We start from the raw sequence: 24959 nt of genomic DNA, 5'->3' as shown, positions 1-24959 counted from the left end.
TTTTGTAATAACTTCCTTTTATAATAAAAATAAATTAACAGATTGGGGGAGTTATAATGAATAAAAATAAAATCATAGGAATGATATTAATGGCATCTATGATATTTAATATTGGATGTACAAATAATATAAATTCAGATCAAAAGGAAAGTTTAAAGAGTAAAGAAGTAGTATTTGAGGAAAATGTTATAGATAGTTCAAATAGTAGTATAAAAATAACTCAAGAGGAAATTAATTTTAGCGTACCAGAAGGATATAAATTTGATTTTAGTTTCTATAATGGTGGAAAGCTTTATGGAAGTTTATCAGATGAAAGAGTTAATCCTTATAGAATAGGGGCAATGGTAAATTTACCTTTAGCAATTAGAGGAGAAGATCAAAAGTTATATGTAGCTAATGATGAATTTAAGGTAGAAGAAACAGAGCAAAGCATTCTTGTTTACAACGAAGATGAAGGTGTTAAAGGGTTAAATTCAGAATGGATTGGGGAAGACAGACATTCTGTAAATTACTTTAATTATGAAACTAATGAGTTTGAGTCATTATTTAGAAAAAAATATGAATCAAATTTAGGGAGAATGTACTATACACCTGATGGTAAGGAAACAACTACTGAAAAATTAATTGAAGGAAATAATAACTTTGGATATTCATTATATAATTATGCATTTGGTGATGAGAAGTTGGTTAGTATCCGAATTGTAGATTTAACTACAAAAGAAGTATATGAGTATGAAGATAAAGGTACTGAATGTAACTTTATAATTGATATATTATATGATAATGTAACAGAAAGCTTTTATGCCATTAATGAGATAGGAGTTATTTATGAGTTAACCTTTAAGGATAATGCAATCAATTTTAAAGAGTTTGATACAATAGATCTATCAGGAATAGCACTTTTATATGAAGATCAAGTTGCTATAAATAAGGATGGCGAAATTATTTTAATGTATCAATTTAAATCGAATTCATTTATTTCAGATGGAAGTACTACATTTAAGCCCTTATATGATGAGAAGATTATGAAAAATGCAAAAGATAGTAGTGAATTATTAGTTATATATAAACCATCTGTAAAAACAATTGAAAGAATAATGCAAGGTGATAATAAGAATTTTGAAGTTATTAAATTCTGGAGAGAACCCAATCTATGCTTACTCCAAAAAGGTAAACAGGAAGGAGAAGGGCAAGAATACTACATTGGAGAGTTAAAAGATGATAGAATAGATATATACCATAAAATTGAATTAGATGTAAAAGAAGATGATTGTATATGGATATATAATATGCTTATGAATGATGATGATACAGAATTAATAATTCAGTTTAAGGCTACAGAGAGCCTAAATGGATCAGAAGAATATTTTAGTGAATATTATTATCCTAATGGTTACAAAGATTATGTTGTTAAATTAAATATTGAAAGGTAAAAATTAAGGGGAATATGAGAAAAATACTTATAGTAGAAGATGAAGTATCAATAAATGATATTTTGACAACATCTTTAAAAAGAGAAGGATATGATGTAGTATCAGCATTTACAGCTAGAGAAGCATTAATATTATTTGATGGTTTTAAGCCCGATTTGGTCTTATTAGATTTAATGCTACCAGATGGCAAAGGTGAGGAAATTTGTAAGGCGATTTATAAGAAAGCATGTGTAATTATGATTACAGCAAAAAGTAATATATTAGACAAGCTTAATGGTATGGAAATTGGAGCTGACGATTATATAACAAAACCCTTTGATATTAGAGAAGTAAAAATGAGAGTTAAAGTGGCTCTTAGAAGATTAGAAGATACTGGAGTTATAGAAAATAATAAAAACCTTGAAAAAGGATTGTTTATAGATATTCAAAAAAGAGAAGTAAGAAAAGATGGAGAAGTGATTAAGTTAAGTAAAAAAGAATTTGATATTATTTGGTTGCTTTATAGCAATAAAGAAATGGTATTTTCTAGGGAGCAATTATTAAATAATATTTGGGGAGTAGATTATTATGGAGATGATAGAACTATAGATGTTCATATAAGAAGGCTTAGAGAAAAGCTTGGTGAGGAAAAAGGACAATCTATAATAGAAACAGTATTTGGGATTGGATATGTGATGAGGTAATTATGAAGATAACTTTAAAAGGAAAAATTTCAGCTGCATTATTTGCTGGATTAATATCAATAATAACTATTTCATATATAGTTATTAATATAGTTTTAAATAATAATTTAGAAGATTATATAAATAACGATATGAGAGGAATAATTACTTATGCTAAAGAAAGTTGTTCTTCATTAGTACAATTAGAAAATACTAATAATGCATGGCTTACGTTGAATAAAATAAGTTCATTATTTGATATATATATTAGTTGGAATGATGAGAATGTTGGGCAAGTTATTTATGAAGATGATATTGAAATGTATAAGGGGTTAGAAGGTGATAATAAATCATTATTAAGATTAAGTGGTGATGATGATATGTTTTTTGCAACTTTATATTATCCCTTATATGTTAATGGTGAACATGAAGATAATTTAATTATACAGAAAGATTATTCTGAAATCTTTATGACAAACAGAAGTGTTTTAAAAATGGTTATAGGGACAGAAGCTATATTACTGTCTATTCTATTTATAGTAATATACTTAATAACAAATAAGTCTACTAAGCCATTAAAGAAATTAGTAATAGCCATGGATTCTTTAGGAAGGGGAGAAGTTGTAAGTAATCTTTCTGTAGAAACAAAAGATGATATTAGCATTATTACTGAAGGTTTTAATGATATGAAAAATAATATAGTAGAAATGCAAAATAATACTAAAGAGTTTTTTAATAATGCAACTCATGAACTAAAAACACCTCTAACAGCTATAAGGGGATATTCTCAAATGTTACAGGATGAGAATTTTGAAGATGAATTTGTACTTAGAGCTGTAGAGAGAATTGAAGAAGAAAGTATTAAGATGAATAAGTTAGTAGAAAAATTACTAATGATTTCAAGAGAAGAAGCATTAGTTCAAGTATATTTTGAAGAAGTAAATATTAATAAAATGACTAAAAGGATTATAGAGGCTTTCCATAATCAAATTAGAGATAGAGGTTATAATATCTCTTTAAGTGAAAAGGCTGAAGTTAAGATTATTGTAATTAAGGAAGAGGTTGAAAGTATATTAACTAATCTAATAGAAAATAGTTTAAAGTATTCAACAACTAAAGATATTAATATTGAAATAGGAATAGATGAAGGAAAGGGTCATTTTAAAATTTATAATGGTGTTGATAAGATAAAAGATGAAATAAAGGATATTTTACTTGAACCATTTATAAAAGGTGATAATAAAGATAGACAAATATCTAGTTCAGGACTAGGATTATACATTTGTAAGAGATTATGTGAAAAAAATAATTTTAATATATATTATAATTTAGAGAAAGATTACATTGAATTTGTTGTAAAGTTTGATAAGAATTAATAAATGTTAATGTTTATTTAGTATAAAATATTTAATGGTTTACAGTTTGTTAAGAAAATATTAACTAATATATAATTGAATATATTTCCTAGAAGGAGTAAAATGCCTCTTATAGCTTTTTTTAGCTAGAAAGAGGAGGATTTAAGAGGAAATGATGAGTATTATAGAAAACAGATTTAAAGATTTAGTTATGATAGTAACAGGTGCAGCTGGTGGAATAGGAAAGGCTATTGCATTAAGAGCAGCCAAAGAAGGCGCTAAATTAGTTTTAGCAGATATGAAAGAAGAAATGAGCAAGGAAACTTTATCAGAAATTAGAGAAATAACTCCAAATGTAGAGTTTTTAATATTAGATTTATCAGTAGCTGAAAACTGTAAAAAGGTTGTAGATACTGCAGTAGAAAAGTTTGGTGGAGTTGATATATTAATAAATAATGCAGGGATAACAGGAATTCCAGCACCAGTACATCAAATGCCAGAAGAAATGTTTAGAAGAGTATTTGACTGTAATGTTATGACAGTATTCCATATGTCTCAAAACTTTATTGGACAAATGTTAAAAGATAATAAGGGTGGAGCAGTAGTTAATGTTTCATCAGTAGCTGGATTAACAGGATTCCCAGGACATTCAGCATATGTTACATCTAAACATGCTTTAAATGGATTAACAAGGAATATGGCATTAGATTATGCTAAGAATGGAATAAGAGTTAATGCAGTTAATCCAGGAACTACAGATACACCAATGTATCATGAAGCATTAGAATTCTTAAAATCTAAAAGAGAAGCAGCTGCTAAGGCTGGAATTAAACAAGAGAGCGGAATAGTATCAGGAAAAACTGTATCTCCACAAAATAGAGTTGCAAAGGCAGAAGAAGTGGCAGATGTATGTTTATTCTTAGCATCAAAAGAAGCTAGTAATGTAACAGGAATATTTATGCCTGTAGATGGTGGATTTACAGCATTCTAGTTAATAATAAATTTATATATAATTTATTAAATGGAACAGTAGATAACTTTGATTTTATACAAGGTTTTATACTGTTCCTTTTATTATTTAAGAAAGCATATTTAATTTATTAAGAATATATTAGCGAGTTTGTATGGATACAATTGCCATAAATAGAGGGTGTGGTATAAAATGGATTTAATATTTTATAATTAAGGGGGCAATTATTAATGGATAACCAAATAAGATTTAAAAAATTAATACAAACTGCTTTACTTGCAGCATTATGCTTTGTATCTTTTACTTATTTACAAATAAAAATTCCAGTACCAGGTGGAGATGCTACTTCACTTCATATTGGGAATGCATTTTGTGTTTTAGCAGCTTTATTACTTGGAGGATGGTATGGGGGATTAGCAGGTGCCATAGGTATGACAATTGCAGATTTACTTGATCCGGTATATATATTGGTAGCACCTAAAACATTCGTGTTAAAATTATGTATTGGTTTAATAACAGGGTTAATAGCACATAAAATTGCTAAAATAAGTGAAAGTAATGATAAAAAATATATTTTTAAATGGAGTTTAATTGCATCAATAGGAGGACTTGCTTTTAATGTAATTGCAGATCCTATTGTAGGATTTTTTTATAAACAATACATTTTAGGACAACCACAGGATGCAGCTATGATTTTAGCTAAGCTAAGTGCAGCAACTACATTTATAAATGCAGTTGTGTCAGTTATATTAGTAGCAATTATATATAATGCTATAAGACCAATTTTAAAGAAGTCTGGATTATTATTACCTGTTTAATATAGTTATTAAAATACCTGCAAAATTTGCAGGTATTTTTTTGTCTATAGAGAAGTCTTCCCCATAAGTACATTTGTTAAAATGTTTTTCTGCATCTTGTAGTTTCATACATAAAATTTTTATAGGAAAATCAACATTGATAGTAACCTTACCATAGCCTAAGCCTTTATTTATTGATTTATATAAATTCAATCCTTTTTCAATATCAAGTAATTCAGTATTATTTTGTGTAATTGAAACTATTTGAATTAAAGTTCTTTGCACGCTCATATAAAATCTTGATTAAAAATAAAAGTTTTGAGATGGTTATGATATAACTTATTTTGTTGTTTTTATTTAAAGAGGTATTAAAGGAAAAAAATATATTGTAAATATAAGTTATAATAGTATTGACAAGCTATTTAATAGTAGTATAATAGTTCGCATAGGAACTAAAAAGTTTGCATAGGAACTATAAAGGAGGCGTAATTATGAAAGAATCTAAAAGTGGAATTTTAGCAGTTAGTAAAAGAACGTTACTACTTATAGCAGGATTAGTATGGGGAATGGCAGGATTTAGAGTTTTTACATTAGGAGAAGGAGATATATCATCATATAATGGAAGTGTAATTATAAGTACAGCTATTTCTTTTATAATATTTTATATATTTTTCAATTTTATATTTAAAAAAATGTCTGTTAAGCATACAAAAAGAATAGTAAATAGCAAGTTAAGAAAGCAATGTGTATTTTCTTTCTTTGATGTAAAAGGATATATAATAATGGGGTGTATGATGACTTTTGGAATTCTTGTTAGAAGTAGTGGAATTTTTAATCCTTTTTATATTGGTATATTTTATGTTGGTTTAGGAGCCGCATTATTTTTAGCAGGTATTCTATTTATAATAAATTTTATAAAGTTTGAAGATACTAAAATAAAATATACAGTTTAAAGTTTGGAGGAAAAGGTTATGAAGCAATATGATTCCTTTGAAATTGCTATGTTAATAAAAGAAATTTATTCAAGTACTATGGGAATAGTAAGTGAAAGCTTAAAGGATAGTGGCTTAACTCATCAACAGATAATGATAATTAAATTAATTGCTCATAGTGGACAAGTTACTATATCTAAATTGTGCGATGAAATGCATTTAGCAAAGGGAACTGTTTCGGGTATAGTTTCAAGAATGGAAAGCATGGGATATATAGAGAAGATTAAGAATGATGAGGACAAAAGAAATACGTATATTACATTTTCTTATAAGGGAAAAGAATTTGCCAAAGAGTTTAGAAAAACTATAAATGATAGTTTTGATAAGATATTTGAAAACTTTACTGAAGAAGAAGTTGAAGAAGTAAAGAAAAATTTAATTGATTTAAGAAATAAGATAAAAAGAGTCTAATCAATTTATAAAAATAATGGAGGAAAATAAAATGAGTGGGATTTTGATATTTGCAATAATAGCTATAACATTAGCATTAGTATTTTATACAATTGGTGTATTTGGAGAAAGAAAAGCAAAAACACTAGGAAAAAAACATGTAATTATATTTTGGCTAGGATTAATTTGTGATACAACTGGTACTTTAACAATGTCACAAATTGCAAAGGCAGGGGTAGAAACAATAAGTAAAACAAGTCAGATGCTTCATGGTGCTACAGGACTTTTAGCTATAGTTTTAATGTTATTTCATGCAGGTTGGGCAACTTGGGTATTAGTTAAAGGTGATGATGTACAAAAGGCTAAATTCCATAAATTTAGTATACTTGTATGGGCCATATGGCTTATTCCTTATGTAATAGGTATGATTATAGGAATGGGTGCATAATAAATTATATAAAGAATTAAAATAACTCTGATAAAATTTTAATTTTATCAGAGTTATTTTACTATAAAAAAAGCAGGTAATAATATAAGAAAATACATGGAGTTTACTTCTAATTTATAATAATATATAGTTTGAAAAATGTAATATTTTAGAAAAATAATATGCAAAGAGGAAATAGTTATGAGAAAAAATGAAGTAAAAGATTTAACACAAGGAAATGTATTTAAACTTATTTTAGGATTTTCAATTCCCCTACTTTTTGGAATGCTATTTCAACAATTTTATAGCATGGTTGATACAATTATCGTTGGAAGGTATTTAGGGGTTAGTGCTTTAGCGGAGGTTGGTTCTACAGGGTCTATTAACTTTATGATAATTGGGTTTTGTATGGGGGTTTGCAATGGATTTGCAATACCTGTAGCACAAAAGTTTGGAGCACGAAATTATAAACTTTTACGTAAGTATGTATTTAATAGTGGAGTAATGTCAATAGTGTTTTCGTTAGTTATGACACTTATAGTTTGTTTATTTTGTAGAAATATTTTAGTTTTTATGAATACACCGAATGATATAATTGATGGAGCATATAGTTATATATTTGTTATATTTTTGGGTATACCAGTTACTTATCTATATAATTTATTAGCAGGTATAATACGATCACTTGGTGATAGTAAAACGCCACTTATATTTTTACTTATATCTTCAATACTTAATATTATTTTAGATTTAGTATTTATAATAGTTTTTCATATGGGAGTATCAGGTGCGGCTTGGGCAACTGTTATATCACAAGGGATTTCAGGAATAAGTTGCTTGATTTTTATGAAAAAAAGATATAGTATACTTAAGTTTGAAAAAGATGAACTAAAAATTAATAAACATTGTATAAGAAGATTATGCTATATGGGAATTCCTATGGGGTTACAATATTCTATTACTGCAATAGGAAGCGTAATACTTCAAACGGCTGTAAATGGATTAGGATCATTTGTAGTTGCGGCAGTTACTGCAGGGGGAAAGATTTCTATGTTCTTATGTTGCCCATTTGACGCATTAGGATCTACAATGGCTACTTATGCAGGACAAAATGTTGGTGCAAATAAATTGGATCGTGTAAATGAGGGGATTAAAAAAAGTATAATAATAGGATCTATATATTCTATATTTGCGTTTTTAATATCTATCTTGTTTGGAAAAACTATAGCACTACTTTTTGTAGATGGAAGTCAGGTAGAGTTGCTTTCAATGGTAAATAAACAGTTAATAATAACAGCGGCATTTTATATTCCACTATGTTTTGTAAATGTTGTACGTTTTACTATTCAAGGAATGGGATATTCAACTTTTGCAATATGTGCAGGTGTATGTGAAATGATAGCTAGAGCAATATGTGGTTTTGTTTTAGTTCCTATGTTTGGATTTACTGCAGTATGTTTAGCAAGTCCGATTGCCTGGATAGCAGCAGATGCCTTTTTAATACCTGGATATATAAGTGTATTTAATAAAATGAAAAGAAGAGTAAAGATTTTAGATGGTGAAAAAAATAATAATTCATTAGAAATCAAAAAGGTTATGAATTAGTTTAATATTAAAAATAAAATTTTAAAAATTAAATAATTATAAAAAAATACGTTGAATTATAGGTTGTACAACTTAATATTAGTTCAACGTATTTTTGTTTATTATTTAAAAATAATATTAAATAATAAACAAAATTGGTAAAAAATATTGAAATTTAGTATAAATTTAGTAATATATATATAGTAAAAAATAATAAAAGTTTTACTGGTATGTTTTTATATCATTAAATATAGAAAATATTACAATAACAATAAAGTTTTAAGTGGTGGTTTTAAGGAATGGGGGACTAAATAGATGAAAGTTAGAGTAGTAATAGGTTTATTGATAGTATGCATTATAAGAAGTATTTTAATGCCTATTGAAGTTTCAGGAGAGATGTTAGAAAGAGATATGTTTGATAAGTTATCTATTGATGATGGACTTTCAAATGAACATGTTACATCAATATTTCAAGATAGTAAGGGATATATATGGATAGGAACAAAGGATGGACTTAATAGATTCGATGGAGAAAGAATAAAAATATATAATTGTAATAGAGATGAGAAAAAGTCATTAAGTTCAACATATATAAATGCAATAGAAGAGGATATTAATGGGAATATATGGATAGGGACTGATAATGGGTTAGATGTTTTAATTAGAGATACTGATAATATAATAAGAGTTAAGGATATAGATAAAGATGGAACAAATTTAGGTGAGGTAAGAATTACAGCATTATTAAGTAGCAGTACTGATAATAATATTATGTGGGTTGGTACTGAAAATGGATTAATGAAATTAAATATTAAGGATTCAAGAATTGAAAGTATATATAATTCAGAAGATGAGAATAATTTATTAACTAACTCATATATAACACATTTAGAGGAGGGAGAAAGTGAGGGAGTTTTATGTGTAGGGACAGCAGATGGAATAAACATAATTGATTCTAACTCAAATGTAATTTATAATTCAGCTAATCTTTTGGATGAAAAGCTATATATTTATGATATTGAAAAAGATATAAATGGTAATATATGGGTGCTAACTAAGGAAGAAATTGTATTGTTTAACTCAAGAGAAGATGAGAAAGAAACTTTAAAGGTAATAAATGATGATAAAATAAAAAAATATAATTTATATACCGGAGAATTATATAGCGTTGTTGATAATTTAGAAAGTATAAAGGTTAATAATGCTCAATGTATTTTAGGGGATAGTAATGGTGATATGTGGATATCTAATGATCAAGGTATTGTAAAATATTCTGTGAATAGTAATAAAGTTGAACTTATAAAGAAAGATAGTAATAATAGTAATTCACTAATAAGTAATTATGTAACATGTTTTTATGAAGATTCTAATGGCACTATTTGGATTGGAACTGAAAAAGGTATAAGTATTTTAAATTTAAATAAACAGTTTAGTTCTATTAGTGGAATGATTGATGAGGATGGAGAATTAAATGATAGTACTGTAATAAGTATATTACAAAATGATAAAGAAGTATGGATAGCAACTAAGTTTAATGGTATATATGTATATGATATAAAAAGTGGTAAATTAATAAGTAAAATATATGAAAATGATAATTTAAGTTTGAAAAATAGGTATATAAAAAATTTATTTAAGATAAATGATAAATATATGGGGTTGATTACTAATAGAGACATAATTTTTATAAATATAAGGGAACACGAATTAGCAGAATATTTTATGGCGAATGAATATCCCTGTGAACTTAAATATTCATATAATGATGGAGAAAATCTTTGGCTAGCATCAAATGAAGGATTTTATACATACAATATAGCTGAAAATAAATTAACCATTAATAATGAAAAATTAATAAAGTATAATATTAATCCTACTACCATAACGTATATATTAGCTGATAATAATGATTCGAATGTTATTTGGTTAGGAGGGGTAAATACTGGAGTAATAAAGTATCATAAAGAAAATGGTGTTATTGAGAAATATTTTAATTGTGATTCTTATAAAAATTCAGTAATGATCAGTTATATAAATTGTATGGTTTTTGATTCATTTGGTGATTTATGGATAGGAACTAATGTAGGATTAGGTAAGTTGAATATAAAAAATGATAGTTTTACTTTTTATACTAAGGAAGATGGATTAACAAATAATTTTATAAACTCGATCTTAATTGATGAAAATGATAATTTGTGGATAAGTACAAACAGAGGGTTAAATAAGTTTAATATAAAAGATCAAGATATAATTAATTTTACAAATATGGATGGAATAATTGGGTATCAATTTTGTTTAAATTCAAGTATAAAGTTTGATGATGGAAATATGATATTTGGTAGTACAAATGGAATTACTTATTTTAATCCAGACAATATAATTGATGCTAAAATGAATATAGATAAAGTTGTAATTGGTGATATTTCTGTAGGTAAAAATAAGGTAGTTTATGATGGGGAAGAACTTATTTTAGATTATAACAATAAAGATTTATATATAGAATTTTTCTTGCCTAATTATGAAAATTTAAATAATACAACTTATGAATATATGATTGAAGGAATTGATACTGAATGGATATATCTAGACTCTATGAGCCACCTAGATATTAAATTGTTAGAACCTGGAAAGTATATATTGAAATTAAGGGCTAGAGATGGACATGGTGATTTAACAAAAGAAACAACCTTGAATTTGAAAGTTAAGAATCCTATTTGGCGAACTCCAATTGCTTATATTATATATATGACTACCGCGTTAATATTAATTATTTATATAGCAAATTATGTTAAGATATTACGAAAATTAGTGAATCAAAAAACTGTGAAACTTAATAAACAGTTAGAGGAAAATAAAAAACTAAGTGAAGAAATAATAAATAAAGAAAAATTTAAAAATAATTATTTTGTAAACTTATCTCATGAGCTTAGAACACCTATAAATGTTATATCATCAACAGTACAGTTAATAAATTCTCTTAATAAGGAGGATTCTATGACTAAGGATAAAGCAGTTAAATATATGAATATTATAACTAAGAGTTGTAATAATCTGCTAAAAATAATAAATGATATAATAGATAGTTCTAAAATAGAAACAGGACATTATAAAATTACTAGAAAAGATAATGATATAGTATATATAGTTGAGGAAGCAGCCCTTAATATGAGCAAATTTATTGAGGAAAAGGGGTTATCCCTTATAGTAGATCCTGATATGGAAGAAAAGATAATTTATTGCGATGAAAATGAAATAGAGAGATGTATAATTAATCTATTAGGTAATGCAGTTAAGTTTACTCCAGAAGGTGGAGAGATTAGAGTATATATTAAGGAAGTTGATAGTTATATTGAAGTTAGCATAGAAGATACAGGTATAGGAATATCAAAAGAAGATCAAGAATTTATATTTGATAGATTTTCACAAGTTGAAGGTAGTGGTGCTACAAAGGTAAGTAGTAGTGGAATCGGTCTCACACTTGTTAAGTATATTGCAAAGTTACATGATGGGTATGTTAAACTTGAAAGTGAACCAAATAAAGGTAGTAGGTTTACGATAGGAATTCCAGATAAAATAATAATATAGTAATTGTTTTGAGTTTTGATAATTCATATAAAAATCTTATTTAAATATAATTAACCTATATTGTAAATATTAATATTAAAAGATATTTATAATATGGGAGAAATATATTATGAAATTTAATATGGATACATTTAGATATCAATTTACAAGGAATCAAGCTACTAATGAAGAGATATATGACAATATAGTGGATGGAATGAACATGTATGGTTCTAACTTTATAATATTGATGTGTGCAATAATTATTGCATCAATAGGACTAAATATGAATTCAGTGGCAGTTATTATAGGAGCTATGCTAATATCACCATTAATGGGATCTATAATTGGAATTGGATATGGTGTTGGAACTTATAATTTAAAGCTTTTAGAAAAATCTTTTAAAGTTTTAGTTATCTCTATTCTTATAAGTGTAGTAACTTCTACCATATATTTTAGTATAACACCAATAACTACAGCGGGTAGTGAAATTCTAGCAAGAACGAGTCCAACTATATGGGATGTAATAATTGCCTTTGTTGGTGGAATTGCAGGAATGATAGGATTAACACGTAATAAGTCAAGTAACGTAATACCAGGTGTTGCTATAGCTACTGCACTTATGCCACCTTTATGTACTGCTGGATATGGCATTGCAACAAGACAAGTTAATATGTTCTTAGGAGCATTTTATTTGTTTTTTATTAATGGTTTTTTTATAGCGATATCTACATTTATTGTTACAAAGGCATTGAAAATTCCTTCAAAAAACTTTGTAGATTTTGAAAAGCAAAAAAATATAAAAAAAATCATAATTATTGCTTCAATAATAATTATGATACCAAGTGTAATTTCTGCTGTTTGGATGATTAGAAAGAGTATATATGAAAAGGAGTTAAATGATTTTATAGTTAATGAACTAAAAAATCAATATATACTTAGTAAAAATATAGATTATAAAGATAATACTATAACACTAGTTACTGTTGGGGATGTTATTACAAGTGAAAAATTAAAAGTGTTGAATAATGATATAGGCAATTACGGCTTAAAGAATAAAAAGTTAATAATAAAGCAAGAAGGTATTGATTTAACAAATCTAGAACAATATATGGAAAGTTTAAAAAATAAACAAAATAGTATTGTAAATAAACAGAATAATGAAAGTAATAGTACGGTAGTAAGTGAAATTGATAAAAATGAGATATTTAATGAGCTAAGAGCAATATATCCAGATATAAAGGAAATGTATTTTGGGTATGTTGATGGAGAAAATGACAATAATATAGATGTACTTATAATATATAGTGATAATATTGATTTAAATAAAAATATAAATAATATTCAAAGTTGGTTTAAGATAAGAGTTAATTCAGATAATGCAAGGGTATATATGGAAATTATAAATGAATAAATTATAAAAATGGGATGTATCAAAACTATAAATTTAAATAATTAATAAATTGCTAACTACAGCTTAGATGCTATGATATCGAAAAGTAATATTTTATATTTCATTCTAACAGTGGTTAGTAGATTTATTCAATTGTGAAAATAGAATTTTGATGTATTCCATTTTTAATTAACATAATACTATAAAGTTAAAGTAATTTATATTATAATAGTAATAAAATGCGTAAAGTTAAAAGGACATTGAGGTGAAGGAGAATAATGGCTACGTTAAAGGAAATAGCAGATAAAGTAGGGGTATCTTTAGCCACAGTATCTAGAGTTCTAAATAATGATAGTGGAATTTTAGTGGCTGATGAAACAAAGGAGCAAATATTCAAGGTAGCAGATGAGTTAAATTATAAAACAGCAAAACAAAGAAAAAGTAAAAATCTATCAAAAAAGATAGTAACTATTGGAATTGTAGAAATGTATGATGTAGTTAAACAATTACAGGATCCATATTATTTACTTTTAAGAAATATAGTAGAAAAGAAAGCTTTTGAAAATGATATAAAGTTAGTAAGACTTTTTAAAAAAGAAAATGATTATGAGTTACTTGAAAATGTTGAATTGCAGGGAATTATTGCCATAGGGAAATTTACTTCGGAAGAAGTAGAAAAGCTATCAGATAGAACAGGAAATATAGTATTTATAGATTCGGCGCCAAATGATGAACTATATGATAGTGTTAAAATTAATTATAAATTAGGTGTAAAGCAAGGATTAGAACATTTTATTAATCTTGGTCATGAAAACATTGGATTTATTGGAGAAAAATATACACTAGGTGATAATAAAGTTCCTAGTTTTGATGATAGATTAAAATTTTTCTATGAATACATGGACAGTAATAAATTATTGAAGGAACAATATATAATTAATAGTAATATGACAGCAGAAGGTGGACATAAAGCTATAATTAATTATATTGATAGTAAAAATGAAATGCCAACAGCATTTTTTACAGCAAATGATGCTATAGCTAGTGGAGTAATTAAAGGGCTATATGAACGTAATATAAGAGTACCAGAAGATGTAAGTATAATAGGTTTTAATGATACTATAATATCACAATATACTCATCCGCCATTAACTGCTATAAGGGTGCACATTGAGTATTTAGGAGAAGTCGCTGTAGACCTTATGATTGAAAAGTTAAAGGGAAGAAGTTATGCAAAAAAAGTTATAATACCTAGTGAATTTATATTAAGAGATAGTGTAAGAAAAATATAATATAAAACTATGAATAAGAAAGTGTTTTTAAGAAATTAAGGTGCTTTCTTATTTTTTTATTTTTTTACAGTAAAATTGTAAGTAAAACATAAATGAGATAATATATATATATATATAAGAATAGGAGAAAAGGAAAATGTATGAGAAGAGTAATAAGTTTATTTGTAATTATGGCTATGATAAAGAAATAGTAAAGGATACAAGGGGTAAATTAAGAAAAATAAAGGAAGTAGGATATTTTGTAGGAAAAAATAATAAAAATATATATTATGAAAAATATAGTATAGACAATGAAAAAGGGAGAATAGTAATATCACATGGATTTTCAGAGTGTATAGAGAAATTTACAGAAATGATTTATTATTTTATAGAAATGGGATATTCGGTATATGCAATTGAACATAGAGGGCATGGGAGATCAGGTTTTTTAAGTAAAAATGATAAAAGTCAAGTTAGTGTAGAGAAATTTAAATATTATGTGGAAGATTTAAAGATGTTTCTAGATAAAATAGTAGTTGAGAATGGTGTTGACTTATATTTATATGCTCATTCTATGGGTGGAGCTGTAGGAACAATGTTTTTAGAAGAATATAGTGGGTATTTTAAAAAAGCTATTTTAAGTGCACCTATGATGGAAATAAAAACTGGAAATTTTCCGAAGTGGATGTCTTATATAATAAGTAGTTTATATATAGCAGTTGGGAAAGGTGAAGATTATTTATTTGGACAAGGACCTTTTGATGGTAAATATGATTTAGAGAACTCTGGAACTAATAATAAATATAGATATGAAAATCATTTATCTGAATTAAGAAGTAATGAAGAGCTTCAGAGATCTGGAGGATCGTTTAAGTGGGTTTTTGAATCATTAAAAGCCAGTGATAAAATAGTTAGAAAGAAAAATGTTGAAAAAATAGATATACCTATATTGCTTTTTCAAGCGGGAAGAGATACTTTTGTAAAAGATAGAGGTCAAAATAAATTTTGTGAAAGAGCTAAAAAATGCAGTAAAGTAAGATTTGATAATGCAAAACATGAGATATTTGGAGAAAATGATGAAATACTAATAGAGTATCTAAAAATAATAAAAGAATTTTTAAAATAAAATTTTACTAAAAATATTGAAAATTTTACTGTGAATATATATAATAACATTAAGAAAACGTTATCTAAAGTTTGGAGTAAAAGGAGTAGTTGAATTTATGGGAATTATAGTTGATAAATCAGAAAAAATATTTAATATTCAAAGTAAAAGTGTTTCTTATGTATTTGGAGTAGATAATGAAGGTTTATTGAGGCAATTATATTGGGGGAAGAAAATTCAAAATATTGAAGAGTTTGATATACCTATATTAGTTGAAGTATCAACAAATGATCCAGTATATGAAATTACAAAAGAGGAGTATCCTGTATACGGTGGTTTGCGATATAAAGAGCATTGTTTAAAGGCAACCTTTGCTGATAGAAGTAGAGAGTTAGTTTACAAATATCATGAATATGAAATTAATGGTAATGAGTTAGTAATAAAATTGATGGATGATTATTATGACTTTGAGATTAATTTACATTATAAGGTTTATGATGAGTATGACTTAATGGAAAGATATGTAAGAGTTAAAAATAACTCTAAAGATATTATTGAAATTGAAAAGATACATAGTGGACAGTTCCATATTCCATATGAAGATTTAAATTTCTCTAATGTTCATGGGCACTGGGGAGCAGAACAACAAAGGTTTGTTCAAAAAGTTAACTATGGAAAAATAATTATAGAAAATAGAAGGGGTATATCAAGTCATAATCATAATCCATATTTTATATTAGATAAAAATGCAACTGAAACTACAGGAGAAGTATTTTTTGGAGCGTTAAAATTAAGTGGTAATTTTAGCGGAGTGATTGAACAAACTCAGTATGGAGAAACTTTAGTTCAAATGGGAATAAACTCGCATGATTTCTTAATGAAGCTTGAGCCAGGAGAAGAATTTGTTTCGCCGGGAATTATAGCAGGATATAGTAATTGTGGTTTTGAAGTTATGACTCATAATCTTCATAATTTTGCAAAAAATAGTATATTAAGAGATGGGCTAAGACCGGTGTTATATAACTCGTGGGAAGCAACTGAGTTTAAGGTTGATTGTGATGAACAGATAAATCTTGCAAAAAAAGCTAAAGAAATAGGTGCAGAGTTATTTGTAGTTGATGATGGGTGGTTTGGAGAAAGACATGGAATAGATAATGGATTAGGAGACTGGTATGTAAATAAAGAAAAATTTCCAGAGGGGTTAGATCCATTAATTAAAGAAGTAAAAGGTATGGATATGATGTTTGGGATTTGGGTTGAACCAGAAATGGTAAATCCGTTATCTCGATTATATAAGGAGCATCCAGAGTGGATATATCATTTTGAAAATAGGAAAAGTGATACATCTAGAGGTCAATATGTATTAGATTTAACTAAAAGTGAAGTGAAAGAATATATTTACAATATGTTAGATGAACTTCTATCTACTTATGATATTGATTATATTAAGTGGGATGCTAATAGACCCATATCTCAAAGTAATCTAGAAAAAGATATTTGGTATAAGCATATAGAAGCGGTTTATGATATTGTAGAATGGTTAAAAGTTAAACATTCAAATGTGTTATTTGAAGCATGTGCATCAGGTGGTGGAAGAATTGATTATGGTATTTTAGGTATATTCGATGATTTCTGGACAAGTGATAATACTGATGCTTATGATAGATTGGTTGTTCAAGAAAGTTATTCCTATATATATCCAATTAAGGCTATGAGAGCTTGGGTTACAGATTGTCCAAACTTCTTATCAGGAAGGGTTATACCATTAAAGTTTAGATATCATAGTGCTATGATGGGGACATTAGGAATTGGTTGCAATATATTAAAATTTAACGAAGAGGAAGTAAAATTATCTCAAGAGTTAGTAAAAGAATACAAGGAAATAAGACATATTGTTCAAGAAGGAGACTTCTATAGAATAGAAAATACGTCAAAAAATAATTATAGTATTTATCAATATAATAAGGGTGGTGAAAGTTTATTATTTGTATTCTTACCTCAAAGTTTAATTGGTCATAGAGGGACAACTGTTAGATTTAGGGGGCTAGAAAATGACTCTAAATACTTAATAAAAAATAACGATGAAGAAATAGTTAAAAGTGGAAGCTATCTAATGAATAGAGGATTGGATATAAAGTTAAGTGGAGATTATTCTAGTGATATTATAAAGGTTAATAGAATTTAGTGAAAATAATATAGATTATTAGTTTCTGGTTAGAATGTAACAGTTCTTTAGAGATTAATAATCTATTATTTTTGCTTTGAAGTTAATTAAATAAAAATATATGGTCTAGTATTGAGTTGTATAATAAATAGTAAAAAAATCATTAAAATTAGTAAAATAAAAACAAAATTTTACTGTAAAAATACTTGTAAAACGTTTTCTGATATGTTAATATATAAACATAAGATGTGAAAACAATTACAAGGTGTTGAAAATTAAATACTATAATGGAGGAAGAGAATTATGGGATTATCATTTAAAGAAAAATATTCTTTTGGGATTGGAGCATTAGGGAAGGATTTATGTTATGCAATAGTATCTAGTTACTTAATGATTTACTTTACTGATTTGGTTGGACTAGCTCCTGCTTTTGTTGGAAGTTTGTTCTTAGTAGCTAGATTGTGGGATGCAATTAATGATCCAGCTATGGGAATGATTGTTGATAATACAAGAACAAAATGGGGAAAATTTAGACCTTGGATTTTAATAGGAACAGTAGTAAATGCAGTAGTATTAGTATTTTTATTTAAAAGACCCGAAGGGTTACAGGGCACTTCTTTATATGCGTATTATTCAGTGATGTATATATTATGGGGAATGACTTATACAATAATGGATATACCTTATTGGTCAATGTTGCCTTCTTTATCTAATACTAAAGAAGAAAGAGATCAAATGTCGGTTATACCGAGAATATTTGCAAGTTGTGCATGGTTAATAATGGGAGCTTTTGGGCTTGCTATAGTAAATAAATTAGGAAATGGTGATCAAACTAAAGGTTATGGGACTTTTGCTATAGTGATAGCAGTGATTTTTGTAGTGACTTCTATTATAACAGTTGTAAATGTTAAGGATAGAAGCAGTGAAAAAGCAGATTCAAATAAAAAAGTGGAAAAGACAAGTTTGAAGAAAGCATTTAAGCTTATAAAAGAAAATGATCAGCTTATGGTATTTATAGGAGTTGTACTTGCATACAACTTAGTTGCTCAATTATCAGGTGGAATGGCAATTTACTACTTTAAGTATGTTGTAGGTAATGAAAATATGTATCCAGTATTTACTGCATTTGCTGGGCTTGCTGAAATAGGTGCGCTTATGTTATTCCCAATAATATCTAAAAATATGACTAAAAAAGGTGTGTTTAGATTAGCATGTTATCTACCAGCGGTAGGATTAATAATATTACTATTAGGTGGAATGTTTATTCCAGGGAATGCGTTTGTAATAGCTTTATCAGGAATAATAGTCAAATTAGGTTCAGGATTTACTTTAGGTGCAACAACAGTTATGCTTGCGGATGTTATAGATTACGGTGAAGTGAGATTTGGTTCAAGAAATGAAAGTATAATAGCTTCATTCCAAACTTTGTTAGTTAAGACAGCATCAGCAGTTTCGGGTTGGTTAATAGGTGTTGGATTAACAATAGTAGGTTATGTTCCGAATATAACACAAACAGCAGGAACTATATTTGGTATGAGAGTACTTATGGTAGCAGTACCTTCAGTAATAACAATATTAGGATTTGTTATTTATGCTAAGGGGTACAAGTTACACGGTGAATATCAAGAAAAAATAATGAATGAGCTAAATAAAAAGAGAGAAATAATTGCTTAATAAATATAAATAATATGTAATTATAATTTAATAAATGGCAAATTGAAGGTTTTACTCTCCGATTTGCTATTTGTTATATAAAAATATATTAACACAATAGTATTTTTGGTATAATATTTTAGTAAAATTTACAGTAAAAAAGGATGGAGCAAAATGTTTTTAGGAGTAGATTATTATCCAGAACACTGGAATGAAAATATGTTAGAAGAGGATTTAAATAATATTATAGAATTAGGAAGCAATGTAATAAGAATTGGTGAATTTGCATGGCATATGATGGAAAGTGAAGAAGGAAGGTTTGATTTTTCTTACTTTGATCATGTAATAAATGAGGCTAAGAAAAAAGGACTAAATGTTATATTTGGTACTCCAACAGCAACTATGCCAGCGTGGCTTTCTAAAAAACATCCAGATGTTTTAGGAGAGTTTGAAGATAATACCAAGAGAGTTTTTGGTGGAAGAAGACAGTATTGCTTTAATAGTAAAACTTATCATAAATATAGCGAAGTAATAATAAGAGAACTTGCAAACCATTATAAGAATGAAGAAGCTATAGTAGCATGGCAAATAGATAATGAATTTGGACATGAAGGTAGTGATGTATGTTATTGTAATGAATGTAAGAATGTTTTTAGAGAATATTTAAGAAATACTTACAATAATGATATAAATAAATTAAATGAAACTTGGGGAACTAGATTCTGGTCTCAAACATATAACGATTTTGATGAAATACCAGTTCCAAAAAAGACAATAACAACACATAATCCAAGTCTTAGAATGGAATGGGAAAGATTTAGAAGTATAAGTGTTGAGAATTATGCAGCACTTCAAGTAAAAATATTAAAAGAAATATTAGGTGAAGATTCACTAATAATTCATGATTTTTCAGGTGGATATTTTGATAAGAGCTTTGATTTCTCAAAGGTAGCAAAGCATATAGATGTAGTTGCATATAATAATTATCCTGTATGGGGAGGGCAAAAGGAACCAATTCCTGCTCATGAAATTGCTTGTGGATTAGATTATATGAGAGGTGCTAAAAGAAAGAATTTCTGGATTACAGAAGCTATAATGGGAGCACAAGGCCATGATGTTATAGGATATTTACCAAGGCCAAATCAAGCTAAGATGTGGTCATATCAAGCAATGGCTCACGGGTGCAATTCTCTTATGTATTTTAGATATAGAGGAGCAACCCAAGGTGCTGAGCAATATTGTTATGGAATAATAGATCAAGATAATCAAAAAAGAAGAAAGTTTTATGAAGTTCAAAGCTTCTTTAATGATATGAAAAAAAATGAAGAAGTTATAAATAGTGAAATAAAAGCAGAGGTAGCAGTTATTTATGACTATGAATCTATGGCATCCTTTAGAATTCAGAAACAAAGCTTTTTAATGGATTATAAAAATGAAGTGTATAGATTATATAGACCTTTCTACAAAAATAACGTAAATATAGATGTAATACCATCATATGTTGATTTTAGTGGGTATAAAGTTTTATTAATACCTACAATGATAGTATTTAAAACTGAAGTGCAAGAAAGAATTAGAGAATTTGTTAAAAATGGCGGTAAGGTGGTATTTAGCTTTAGAACTGCTATTAAGGATTACTATAACAATTTAACACTAGGACAGTTTAATCCAAGTTACTACACAGAGTTAATAGGAGGATTTGTTGAAGAAATAGAATCACTTCAAGAAGGGCAATGTGTTGAAGTTAAAGGGATAAATGAATTTAAAGGAACTATAGGTAGTGGAACTGTATTTAGAGATATGCTAAAAACTACTACTGCAGAAAGTTTATTTATGTATAACGATGAATTCTATAAGGAGTTTTCGGCAGTAACTTTAAATAAATATGAAAATGGAGAGGCTTATTATATTGGTACAGGGTTAGATAATGCTATTATGGATATTATAGCTATGAAAATATTAAAAGAAGCTAATATAGAAATTATTGAGTCAGAGCCAGGTGTTGAGGTTGTTAAGAGGGTAGTTAATAAAGAAGAGTATTATTTTGTTATGAATCATACCGCTAGGAAAAAGGAGTTTAATGGAATTTATTTAAGTCCTTATGAAAGTAAAGTAATTAGGAAATAATATTATAAAATTATGTTAGATTAAAATTAAATTAATAGCTTTAACCATTTATTTAGTGGTTAAGGCTATTTTTTATATTTATTATATTTTAATAATAAATTAACTATAAATAAATTGATTTATTTATATAGGAGGAATATTATTATAATTAATATGCTATAAGAATTAAGAAATAGTTATGATAAAAATAATAATATCAATAAAATAGAAATATATCCTAAAATAGTAAATTTTCTTGGTGTTTGCTCCTTTGATGTAAATATATAATATAGCGTTAAAAAGTTTTATAATGACATGAGGGGAGTTTAATTAAAGAATTTGTTTAATTATAATTAGGGAGGGAAAAATATGAAATTAAAAAAGATGATAGTTTGTATAACAAAAGGTGATATAAGAAATTTTTTAAAGTTACAAAATAAAATTAATATAAGTGATATTTTTATTAATGATGATTTAAGATTGATAGGAACTGTACAAGTAGTTGGAATGAACATAAATATAGAGGCTGAATTGAGTTTTTCTAAAGTTCAAAACAATAATATTTATGTTAATATAAAGAGCTTTAAGATTTTAAAGATGAACATAGTAAACCCAATATCTAAAAGGGTATTTAATTATGTAATTAATGCATTTACTGATATAGAAGGTGTTACATTTGAGGGAAATGACTTTAAATTAGAGGTTGCAACATTAGTTAATAAATACTATAAGGAACAAAGATTTATTGATTTAAATAGAGTACAAGTTATAGATGTGTCAATAGTAGATAAAGAAGTTGAAGTAGCTTTTGGAGGAATAGATATAGATACTGAAGTAATTAGAAAAGAGTATGGAAAAAATGAAATTCCTTATGTTGAAGCTGAAATAGTAAGTGATAGGGAATAATATAAACAATTTAAAATATAAAATTAAAATTTGAAATTTTGGAGATATACGATTAATGAATACAGTAATATATTTAACAAGACATGGACAAACTATGTGGAACATAGAGAAAAGGCTACAAGGAAGAGGAAACTCACCATTAACTGAAGATGGCATAGAAAGAGCTAAGGAACTACGAGATAGAATAAAAGATATAAAATTAGATGTTATATACTCTAGTCCTATAGAGAGAGCGCTTACTACTGCAAATATAATTAAAGGTGATAAAAGTGTAGAAGTAGTGACAGATAATGGTCTTATGGAAATGTGTTTTGGTGATTATGAAGGTAAAATAACAGATGAAGTTATGAAAGAAAATCCTAATTGGGATATAAGCCTTATTATGAAGGGAAACACTGAACTAGCAGCGCCAAATGGGGAAAATTTAGCAGAAGTTAGAAATAGAGTAGCTAATGCAATGGATAGAATTATTGAAGAAAATAAAGGAAAGACTATTTTAATAGTAGCTCATGGAATAACATTAAAGGCTATTATGTATTATTTTAAAGATGAAGAAGTTAATTCGGATGTTATGGGGCAAGCTACTTTAACAAAAGTAAATGTGGATGAAAATAATAAATTTTATATAGAATTTAAAAATGATAATAGCCACTTTTCCATAAAAGAACAAATTTTAGGTTGGTAGTTGTATAGAAAAATTCCTACAGTAGTTTTACTGTAGGAATTTTTTTATTGAGTAAAATATAATACTACCTAGAAGCTTTTCTATAGCCAGCATTAATTGCTTCTTGTTCACTATTAAAATTAACAAGGAATTTAGAATCAGCCATGTTTTCATAATCTCTTTGACCAGGGCAGTGATATATTTTTGAATTAGAGTTTCCTCTTATTACAGTTTCTTCAGTAGAAGAGTTAGAATTATTTGATGATTCAGTTTTAGTTATTTCCTCACCACTAAGTGCACTATCACCAGTCTCATAGTCTATTGTGATACCAGGTTGGATATTATATATAAATACGTTAAATTCAATACCTTCACCATTATCTTCAACAGATTTAGCTTCTATTTGAACACCAGTAGCAACAAGATTACTACCTTCAAATACAGGAGTTACTCTATATAAAACATGATTATTTGTTTCTTTTATATAGTCAGCAACCATATTTTCATATGGCAACATTAGAGTTGCATTAAAGTATCTTGTCCCGGTAATTAAGTTTCTTTCATTTGCATTTTCAGCAGTTAACTGGAAACCAATTAAGTGAGATCTATTATAAAGATATTTTCCTTTTATAACATCGGTAGGATATTCAGTTGATTTCCAACCACTTGGTTTAACAGAACTAATAGATTCTCTTTTTTCAGTTGGCATTATATCAGTTCCTATATTTGCAAATGCAACTCCGCATCTGCCTAAGCTATCTAGTTGGCTATATTCTTCAAATGAAGTAGTTGTTAAGTCAGCATCAGAAAAATTAGGTATATTATTATTCAATATTATATAATCTTCACCAGAGTATGCTGGAATATTTGAAATATTGATATTATCATTAGCATTTGGATTAGTTAAAAGTATATTGTTGGAATTAGAATTTTCAATGGCTTGTCCGGACGAATTTGTAGATGGATAATAAGTTGCAGAACAACCAATAAATCCACTTAAACATATTAGAACACCAATTATCATAATAAGTGTTTTCTTAAATTTAAATAAGTTTTTCATTAATGTACTCTCCTATAGGTTTCTTTTGTTATTTTGTCGTGAGATGACCCTTGAAATTCTTCTATGTTAATTATTTTCCAAGAATCTTTATTTAGATTAATATCAAAATAAAAGTCGGCAGGATAAAGACGATTCCATTTATAAATAATTATAGTGTTTATTTTATTTAGATAATTTTTTAATTCTTTATTTTCAACTAAAGAAAAATCATCATCTGGGCATTCACTTAAAAAATTCTCACAAACCTTTATATTTCCAAGATCAATATCTTTATAAAGTTTATAAGAATATTCATTCATAAAAAGGGTTTTATCTTTAATAGTTTCTTTTATATTATCCCTAAGAATTCTATCTTGACTTTGTCTTCTTTTATTAAACATTAGTCCATTTTTGTCATCTAAACAAACAATTATATTCATTTACTATCCTCCTTTAAGTATTCTTTGTAATATTATATCAAAAT

21 protein-coding genes are annotated in these 24959 nt (G+C 27.0%); 18 read left to right on the top strand and 3 right to left on the bottom strand.

Features of this window, described 5'->3' with window-relative positions; all coding sequences use genetic code 11:
* Positions 1-56: 56 nt before the first annotated feature.
* From I4V51_RS09090 to I4V51_RS09070, 5 genes are all read left to right on the top strand, one after another.
* Positions 57-1433, top strand: coding sequence for a hypothetical protein (locus I4V51_RS09090; protein WP_195988120.1), 1377 nt, complete (start codon positions 57-59; stop codon positions 1431-1433).
* 14 nt (positions 1434-1447) lie between these two features.
* On the top strand, positions 1448-2116 hold the full coding sequence (locus tag I4V51_RS09085) for a response regulator transcription factor (protein ID WP_195988119.1): 669 nt from the start codon (positions 1448-1450) through the stop codon (positions 2114-2116).
* Between the two features lie 2 nt (positions 2117-2118).
* Positions 2119-3471 (top strand): HAMP domain-containing sensor histidine kinase, encoded by a 1353-nt coding sequence (locus tag I4V51_RS09080; protein WP_195988118.1) that lies wholly within the window; start codon positions 2119-2121, stop codon positions 3469-3471.
* Between the two features lie 151 nt (positions 3472-3622).
* Positions 3623-4441, top strand: coding sequence for an SDR family oxidoreductase (locus I4V51_RS09075; RefSeq protein ID WP_195988117.1), 819 nt, complete (start codon positions 3623-3625; stop codon positions 4439-4441).
* A gap of 209 nt (positions 4442-4650) precedes the next feature.
* Positions 4651-5238 (top strand): ECF transporter S component, encoded by a 588-nt coding sequence (locus tag I4V51_RS09070; protein ID WP_195988116.1) that lies wholly within the window; start codon positions 4651-4653, stop codon positions 5236-5238.
* Here the strand turns inward: I4V51_RS09070 and I4V51_RS09065 are convergent.
* Entirely contained in the window at positions 5227-5508 is a 282-nt protein-coding gene (locus I4V51_RS09065; RefSeq protein WP_195988115.1) for a hypothetical protein, read from the bottom strand. The genes I4V51_RS09070 and I4V51_RS09065 overlap by 12 nt on opposite strands.
* Positions 5509-5708: 200 nt before the next feature.
* Between I4V51_RS09065 and I4V51_RS09060 the strand changes: the two genes are divergently transcribed.
* The 13 genes from I4V51_RS09060 (at position 5709) to I4V51_RS09000 (ending at position 23457) form a co-directional block, all read left to right on the top strand.
* Entirely contained in the window at positions 5709-6170 is a 462-nt protein-coding gene (locus tag I4V51_RS09060) for a hypothetical protein (RefSeq protein ID WP_195988114.1), read from the top strand.
* Positions 6171-6188: 18 nt separating this feature from the next.
* Positions 6189-6620 (top strand): MarR family transcriptional regulator, encoded by a 432-nt coding sequence (locus I4V51_RS09055; RefSeq protein ID WP_195988113.1) that lies wholly within the window; start codon positions 6189-6191, stop codon positions 6618-6620.
* Between the two features lie 31 nt (positions 6621-6651).
* Complete coding sequence (locus I4V51_RS09050) at positions 6652-7047, top strand: HsmA family protein (protein ID WP_195988112.1); 396 nt, start codon at positions 6652-6654, stop codon at positions 7045-7047.
* Positions 7048-7227: 180 nt separating this feature from the next.
* Positions 7228-8631, top strand: coding sequence for an MATE family efflux transporter (locus I4V51_RS09045; RefSeq protein ID WP_195988111.1), 1404 nt, complete (start codon positions 7228-7230; stop codon positions 8629-8631).
* A gap of 294 nt (positions 8632-8925) precedes the next feature.
* The gene (locus I4V51_RS09040) at positions 8926-12195 is read left to right on the top strand and encodes a sensor histidine kinase (RefSeq protein WP_195988110.1); all 3270 of its coding nucleotides are present in this window, start codon (positions 8926-8928) and stop codon (positions 12193-12195) included.
* Between the two features lie 109 nt (positions 12196-12304).
* Positions 12305-13588, top strand: coding sequence for a TIGR00341 family protein (locus I4V51_RS09035; protein WP_195988109.1), 1284 nt, complete (start codon positions 12305-12307; stop codon positions 13586-13588).
* 257 nt (positions 13589-13845) lie between these two features.
* Positions 13846-14859, top strand: a complete 1014-nt coding sequence (locus I4V51_RS09030; protein ID WP_195988108.1) for a LacI family DNA-binding transcriptional regulator — start codon at positions 13846-13848, stop codon at positions 14857-14859.
* Positions 14860-14995: 136 nt separating this feature from the next.
* Positions 14996-15964 carry an alpha/beta hydrolase gene (locus tag I4V51_RS09025; RefSeq protein WP_195988107.1) on the top strand — a complete coding sequence of 323 codons (969 nt, stop codon included), beginning with the start codon at positions 14996-14998 and terminating at the stop codon, positions 15962-15964.
* A 97-nt stretch (positions 15965-16061) separates the two neighbouring features.
* Positions 16062-18128, top strand: a complete 2067-nt coding sequence (locus I4V51_RS09020; protein WP_195988106.1) for an alpha-galactosidase — start codon at positions 16062-16064, stop codon at positions 18126-18128.
* Between the two features lie 282 nt (positions 18129-18410).
* A complete protein-coding gene (melB, locus tag I4V51_RS09015) occupies positions 18411-19781 on the top strand; it encodes a melibiose:sodium transporter MelB (protein ID WP_195988105.1) in 1371 nt (456 codons plus the stop codon).
* A gap of 153 nt (positions 19782-19934) precedes the next feature.
* Positions 19935-21887: a beta-galactosidase gene (locus I4V51_RS09010; RefSeq protein ID WP_195988104.1), complete on the top strand. Its 1953-nt coding sequence runs from the start codon at positions 19935-19937 to the stop codon at positions 21885-21887.
* Positions 21888-22235: 348 nt separating this feature from the next.
* Complete coding sequence (locus tag I4V51_RS09005) at positions 22236-22772, top strand: hypothetical protein (protein ID WP_195988103.1); 537 nt, start codon at positions 22236-22238, stop codon at positions 22770-22772.
* 55 nt (positions 22773-22827) lie between these two features.
* The gene (locus I4V51_RS09000; RefSeq protein WP_195988102.1) at positions 22828-23457 is read left to right on the top strand and encodes a histidine phosphatase family protein; all 630 of its coding nucleotides are present in this window, start codon (positions 22828-22830) and stop codon (positions 23455-23457) included.
* Between the two features lie 64 nt (positions 23458-23521).
* On the opposite strand, the gene I4V51_RS08995 is transcribed toward I4V51_RS09000, so the two are convergent.
* On the bottom strand, positions 23522-24496 hold the full coding sequence (locus I4V51_RS08995) for a DNA/RNA non-specific endonuclease (RefSeq protein ID WP_195988101.1): 975 nt from the start codon (positions 24494-24496) through the stop codon (positions 23522-23524).
* A complete protein-coding gene (locus tag I4V51_RS08990; RefSeq protein WP_195988100.1) occupies positions 24496-24915 on the bottom strand; it encodes a ribonuclease Z in 420 nt (139 codons plus the stop codon). The genes I4V51_RS08995 and I4V51_RS08990 overlap by 1 nt, the downstream gene beginning before the upstream one ends.
* Positions 24916-24959: the final 44 nt, after the last annotated feature.

Source organism: Clostridium sp. D53t1_180928_C8 (assembly GCF_015667795.1).
GTDB lineage: Bacteria > Bacillota > Clostridia > Clostridiales > Clostridiaceae > Clostridium.
Note: the sequence above shows the minus strand (reverse complement) of the source record. Positions and strands in the feature narration are given on the sequence as shown.

Excerpts from the sequence above, each read along its gene's own strand:
- I4V51_RS09085 (WP_195988119.1), top strand. The coding sequence starts at position 1,448 with ATGAGAAAAATACTTATAGTAGAAGATGAAGTATCAATAAATGATATT.
- I4V51_RS09010 (WP_195988104.1), top strand. The coding sequence starts at position 19,935 with ATGTTTTTAGGAGTAGATTATTATCCAGAACACTGGAATGAAAATATG.
- I4V51_RS09000 (WP_195988102.1), top strand. The coding sequence starts at position 22,828 with ATGAATACAGTAATATATTTAACAAGACATGGACAAACTATGTGGAAC.
- melB (WP_195988105.1), top strand. The coding sequence starts at position 18,411 with ATGGGATTATCATTTAAAGAAAAATATTCTTTTGGGATTGGAGCATTA.
- I4V51_RS09050 (WP_195988112.1), top strand. The coding sequence starts at position 6,652 with ATGAGTGGGATTTTGATATTTGCAATAATAGCTATAACATTAGCATTA.
- I4V51_RS08995 (WP_195988101.1), bottom strand. The coding sequence starts at position 24,496 with ATGAAAAACTTATTTAAATTTAAGAAAACACTTATTATGATAATTGGT.
- I4V51_RS09055 (WP_195988113.1), top strand. The coding sequence starts at position 6,189 with ATGAAGCAATATGATTCCTTTGAAATTGCTATGTTAATAAAAGAAATT.
- I4V51_RS08990 (WP_195988100.1), bottom strand. The coding sequence starts at position 24,915 with ATGAATATAATTGTTTGTTTAGATGACAAAAATGGACTAATGTTTAAT.
- I4V51_RS09005 (WP_195988103.1), top strand. The coding sequence starts at position 22,236 with ATGAAATTAAAAAAGATGATAGTTTGTATAACAAAAGGTGATATAAGA.
- I4V51_RS09035 (WP_195988109.1), top strand. The coding sequence starts at position 12,305 with ATGAAATTTAATATGGATACATTTAGATATCAATTTACAAGGAATCAA.
- I4V51_RS09025 (WP_195988107.1), top strand. The coding sequence starts at position 14,996 with ATGTATGAGAAGAGTAATAAGTTTATTTGTAATTATGGCTATGATAAA.
- I4V51_RS09070 (WP_195988116.1), top strand. The coding sequence starts at position 4,651 with ATGGATAACCAAATAAGATTTAAAAAATTAATACAAACTGCTTTACTT.
- I4V51_RS09030 (WP_195988108.1), top strand. The coding sequence starts at position 13,846 with ATGGCTACGTTAAAGGAAATAGCAGATAAAGTAGGGGTATCTTTAGCC.
- I4V51_RS09020 (WP_195988106.1), top strand. The coding sequence starts at position 16,062 with ATGGGAATTATAGTTGATAAATCAGAAAAAATATTTAATATTCAAAGT.
- I4V51_RS09040 (WP_195988110.1), top strand. The coding sequence starts at position 8,926 with ATGAAAGTTAGAGTAGTAATAGGTTTATTGATAGTATGCATTATAAGA.
- I4V51_RS09080 (WP_195988118.1), top strand. The coding sequence starts at position 2,119 with ATGAAGATAACTTTAAAAGGAAAAATTTCAGCTGCATTATTTGCTGGA.
- I4V51_RS09060 (WP_195988114.1), top strand. The coding sequence starts at position 5,709 with ATGAAAGAATCTAAAAGTGGAATTTTAGCAGTTAGTAAAAGAACGTTA.
- I4V51_RS09065 (WP_195988115.1), bottom strand. The coding sequence starts at position 5,508 with ATGAGCGTGCAAAGAACTTTAATTCAAATAGTTTCAATTACACAAAAT.
- I4V51_RS09090 (WP_195988120.1), top strand. The coding sequence starts at position 57 with ATGAATAAAAATAAAATCATAGGAATGATATTAATGGCATCTATGATA.
- I4V51_RS09045 (WP_195988111.1), top strand. The coding sequence starts at position 7,228 with ATGAGAAAAAATGAAGTAAAAGATTTAACACAAGGAAATGTATTTAAA.
- I4V51_RS09075 (WP_195988117.1), top strand. The coding sequence starts at position 3,623 with ATGATGAGTATTATAGAAAACAGATTTAAAGATTTAGTTATGATAGTA.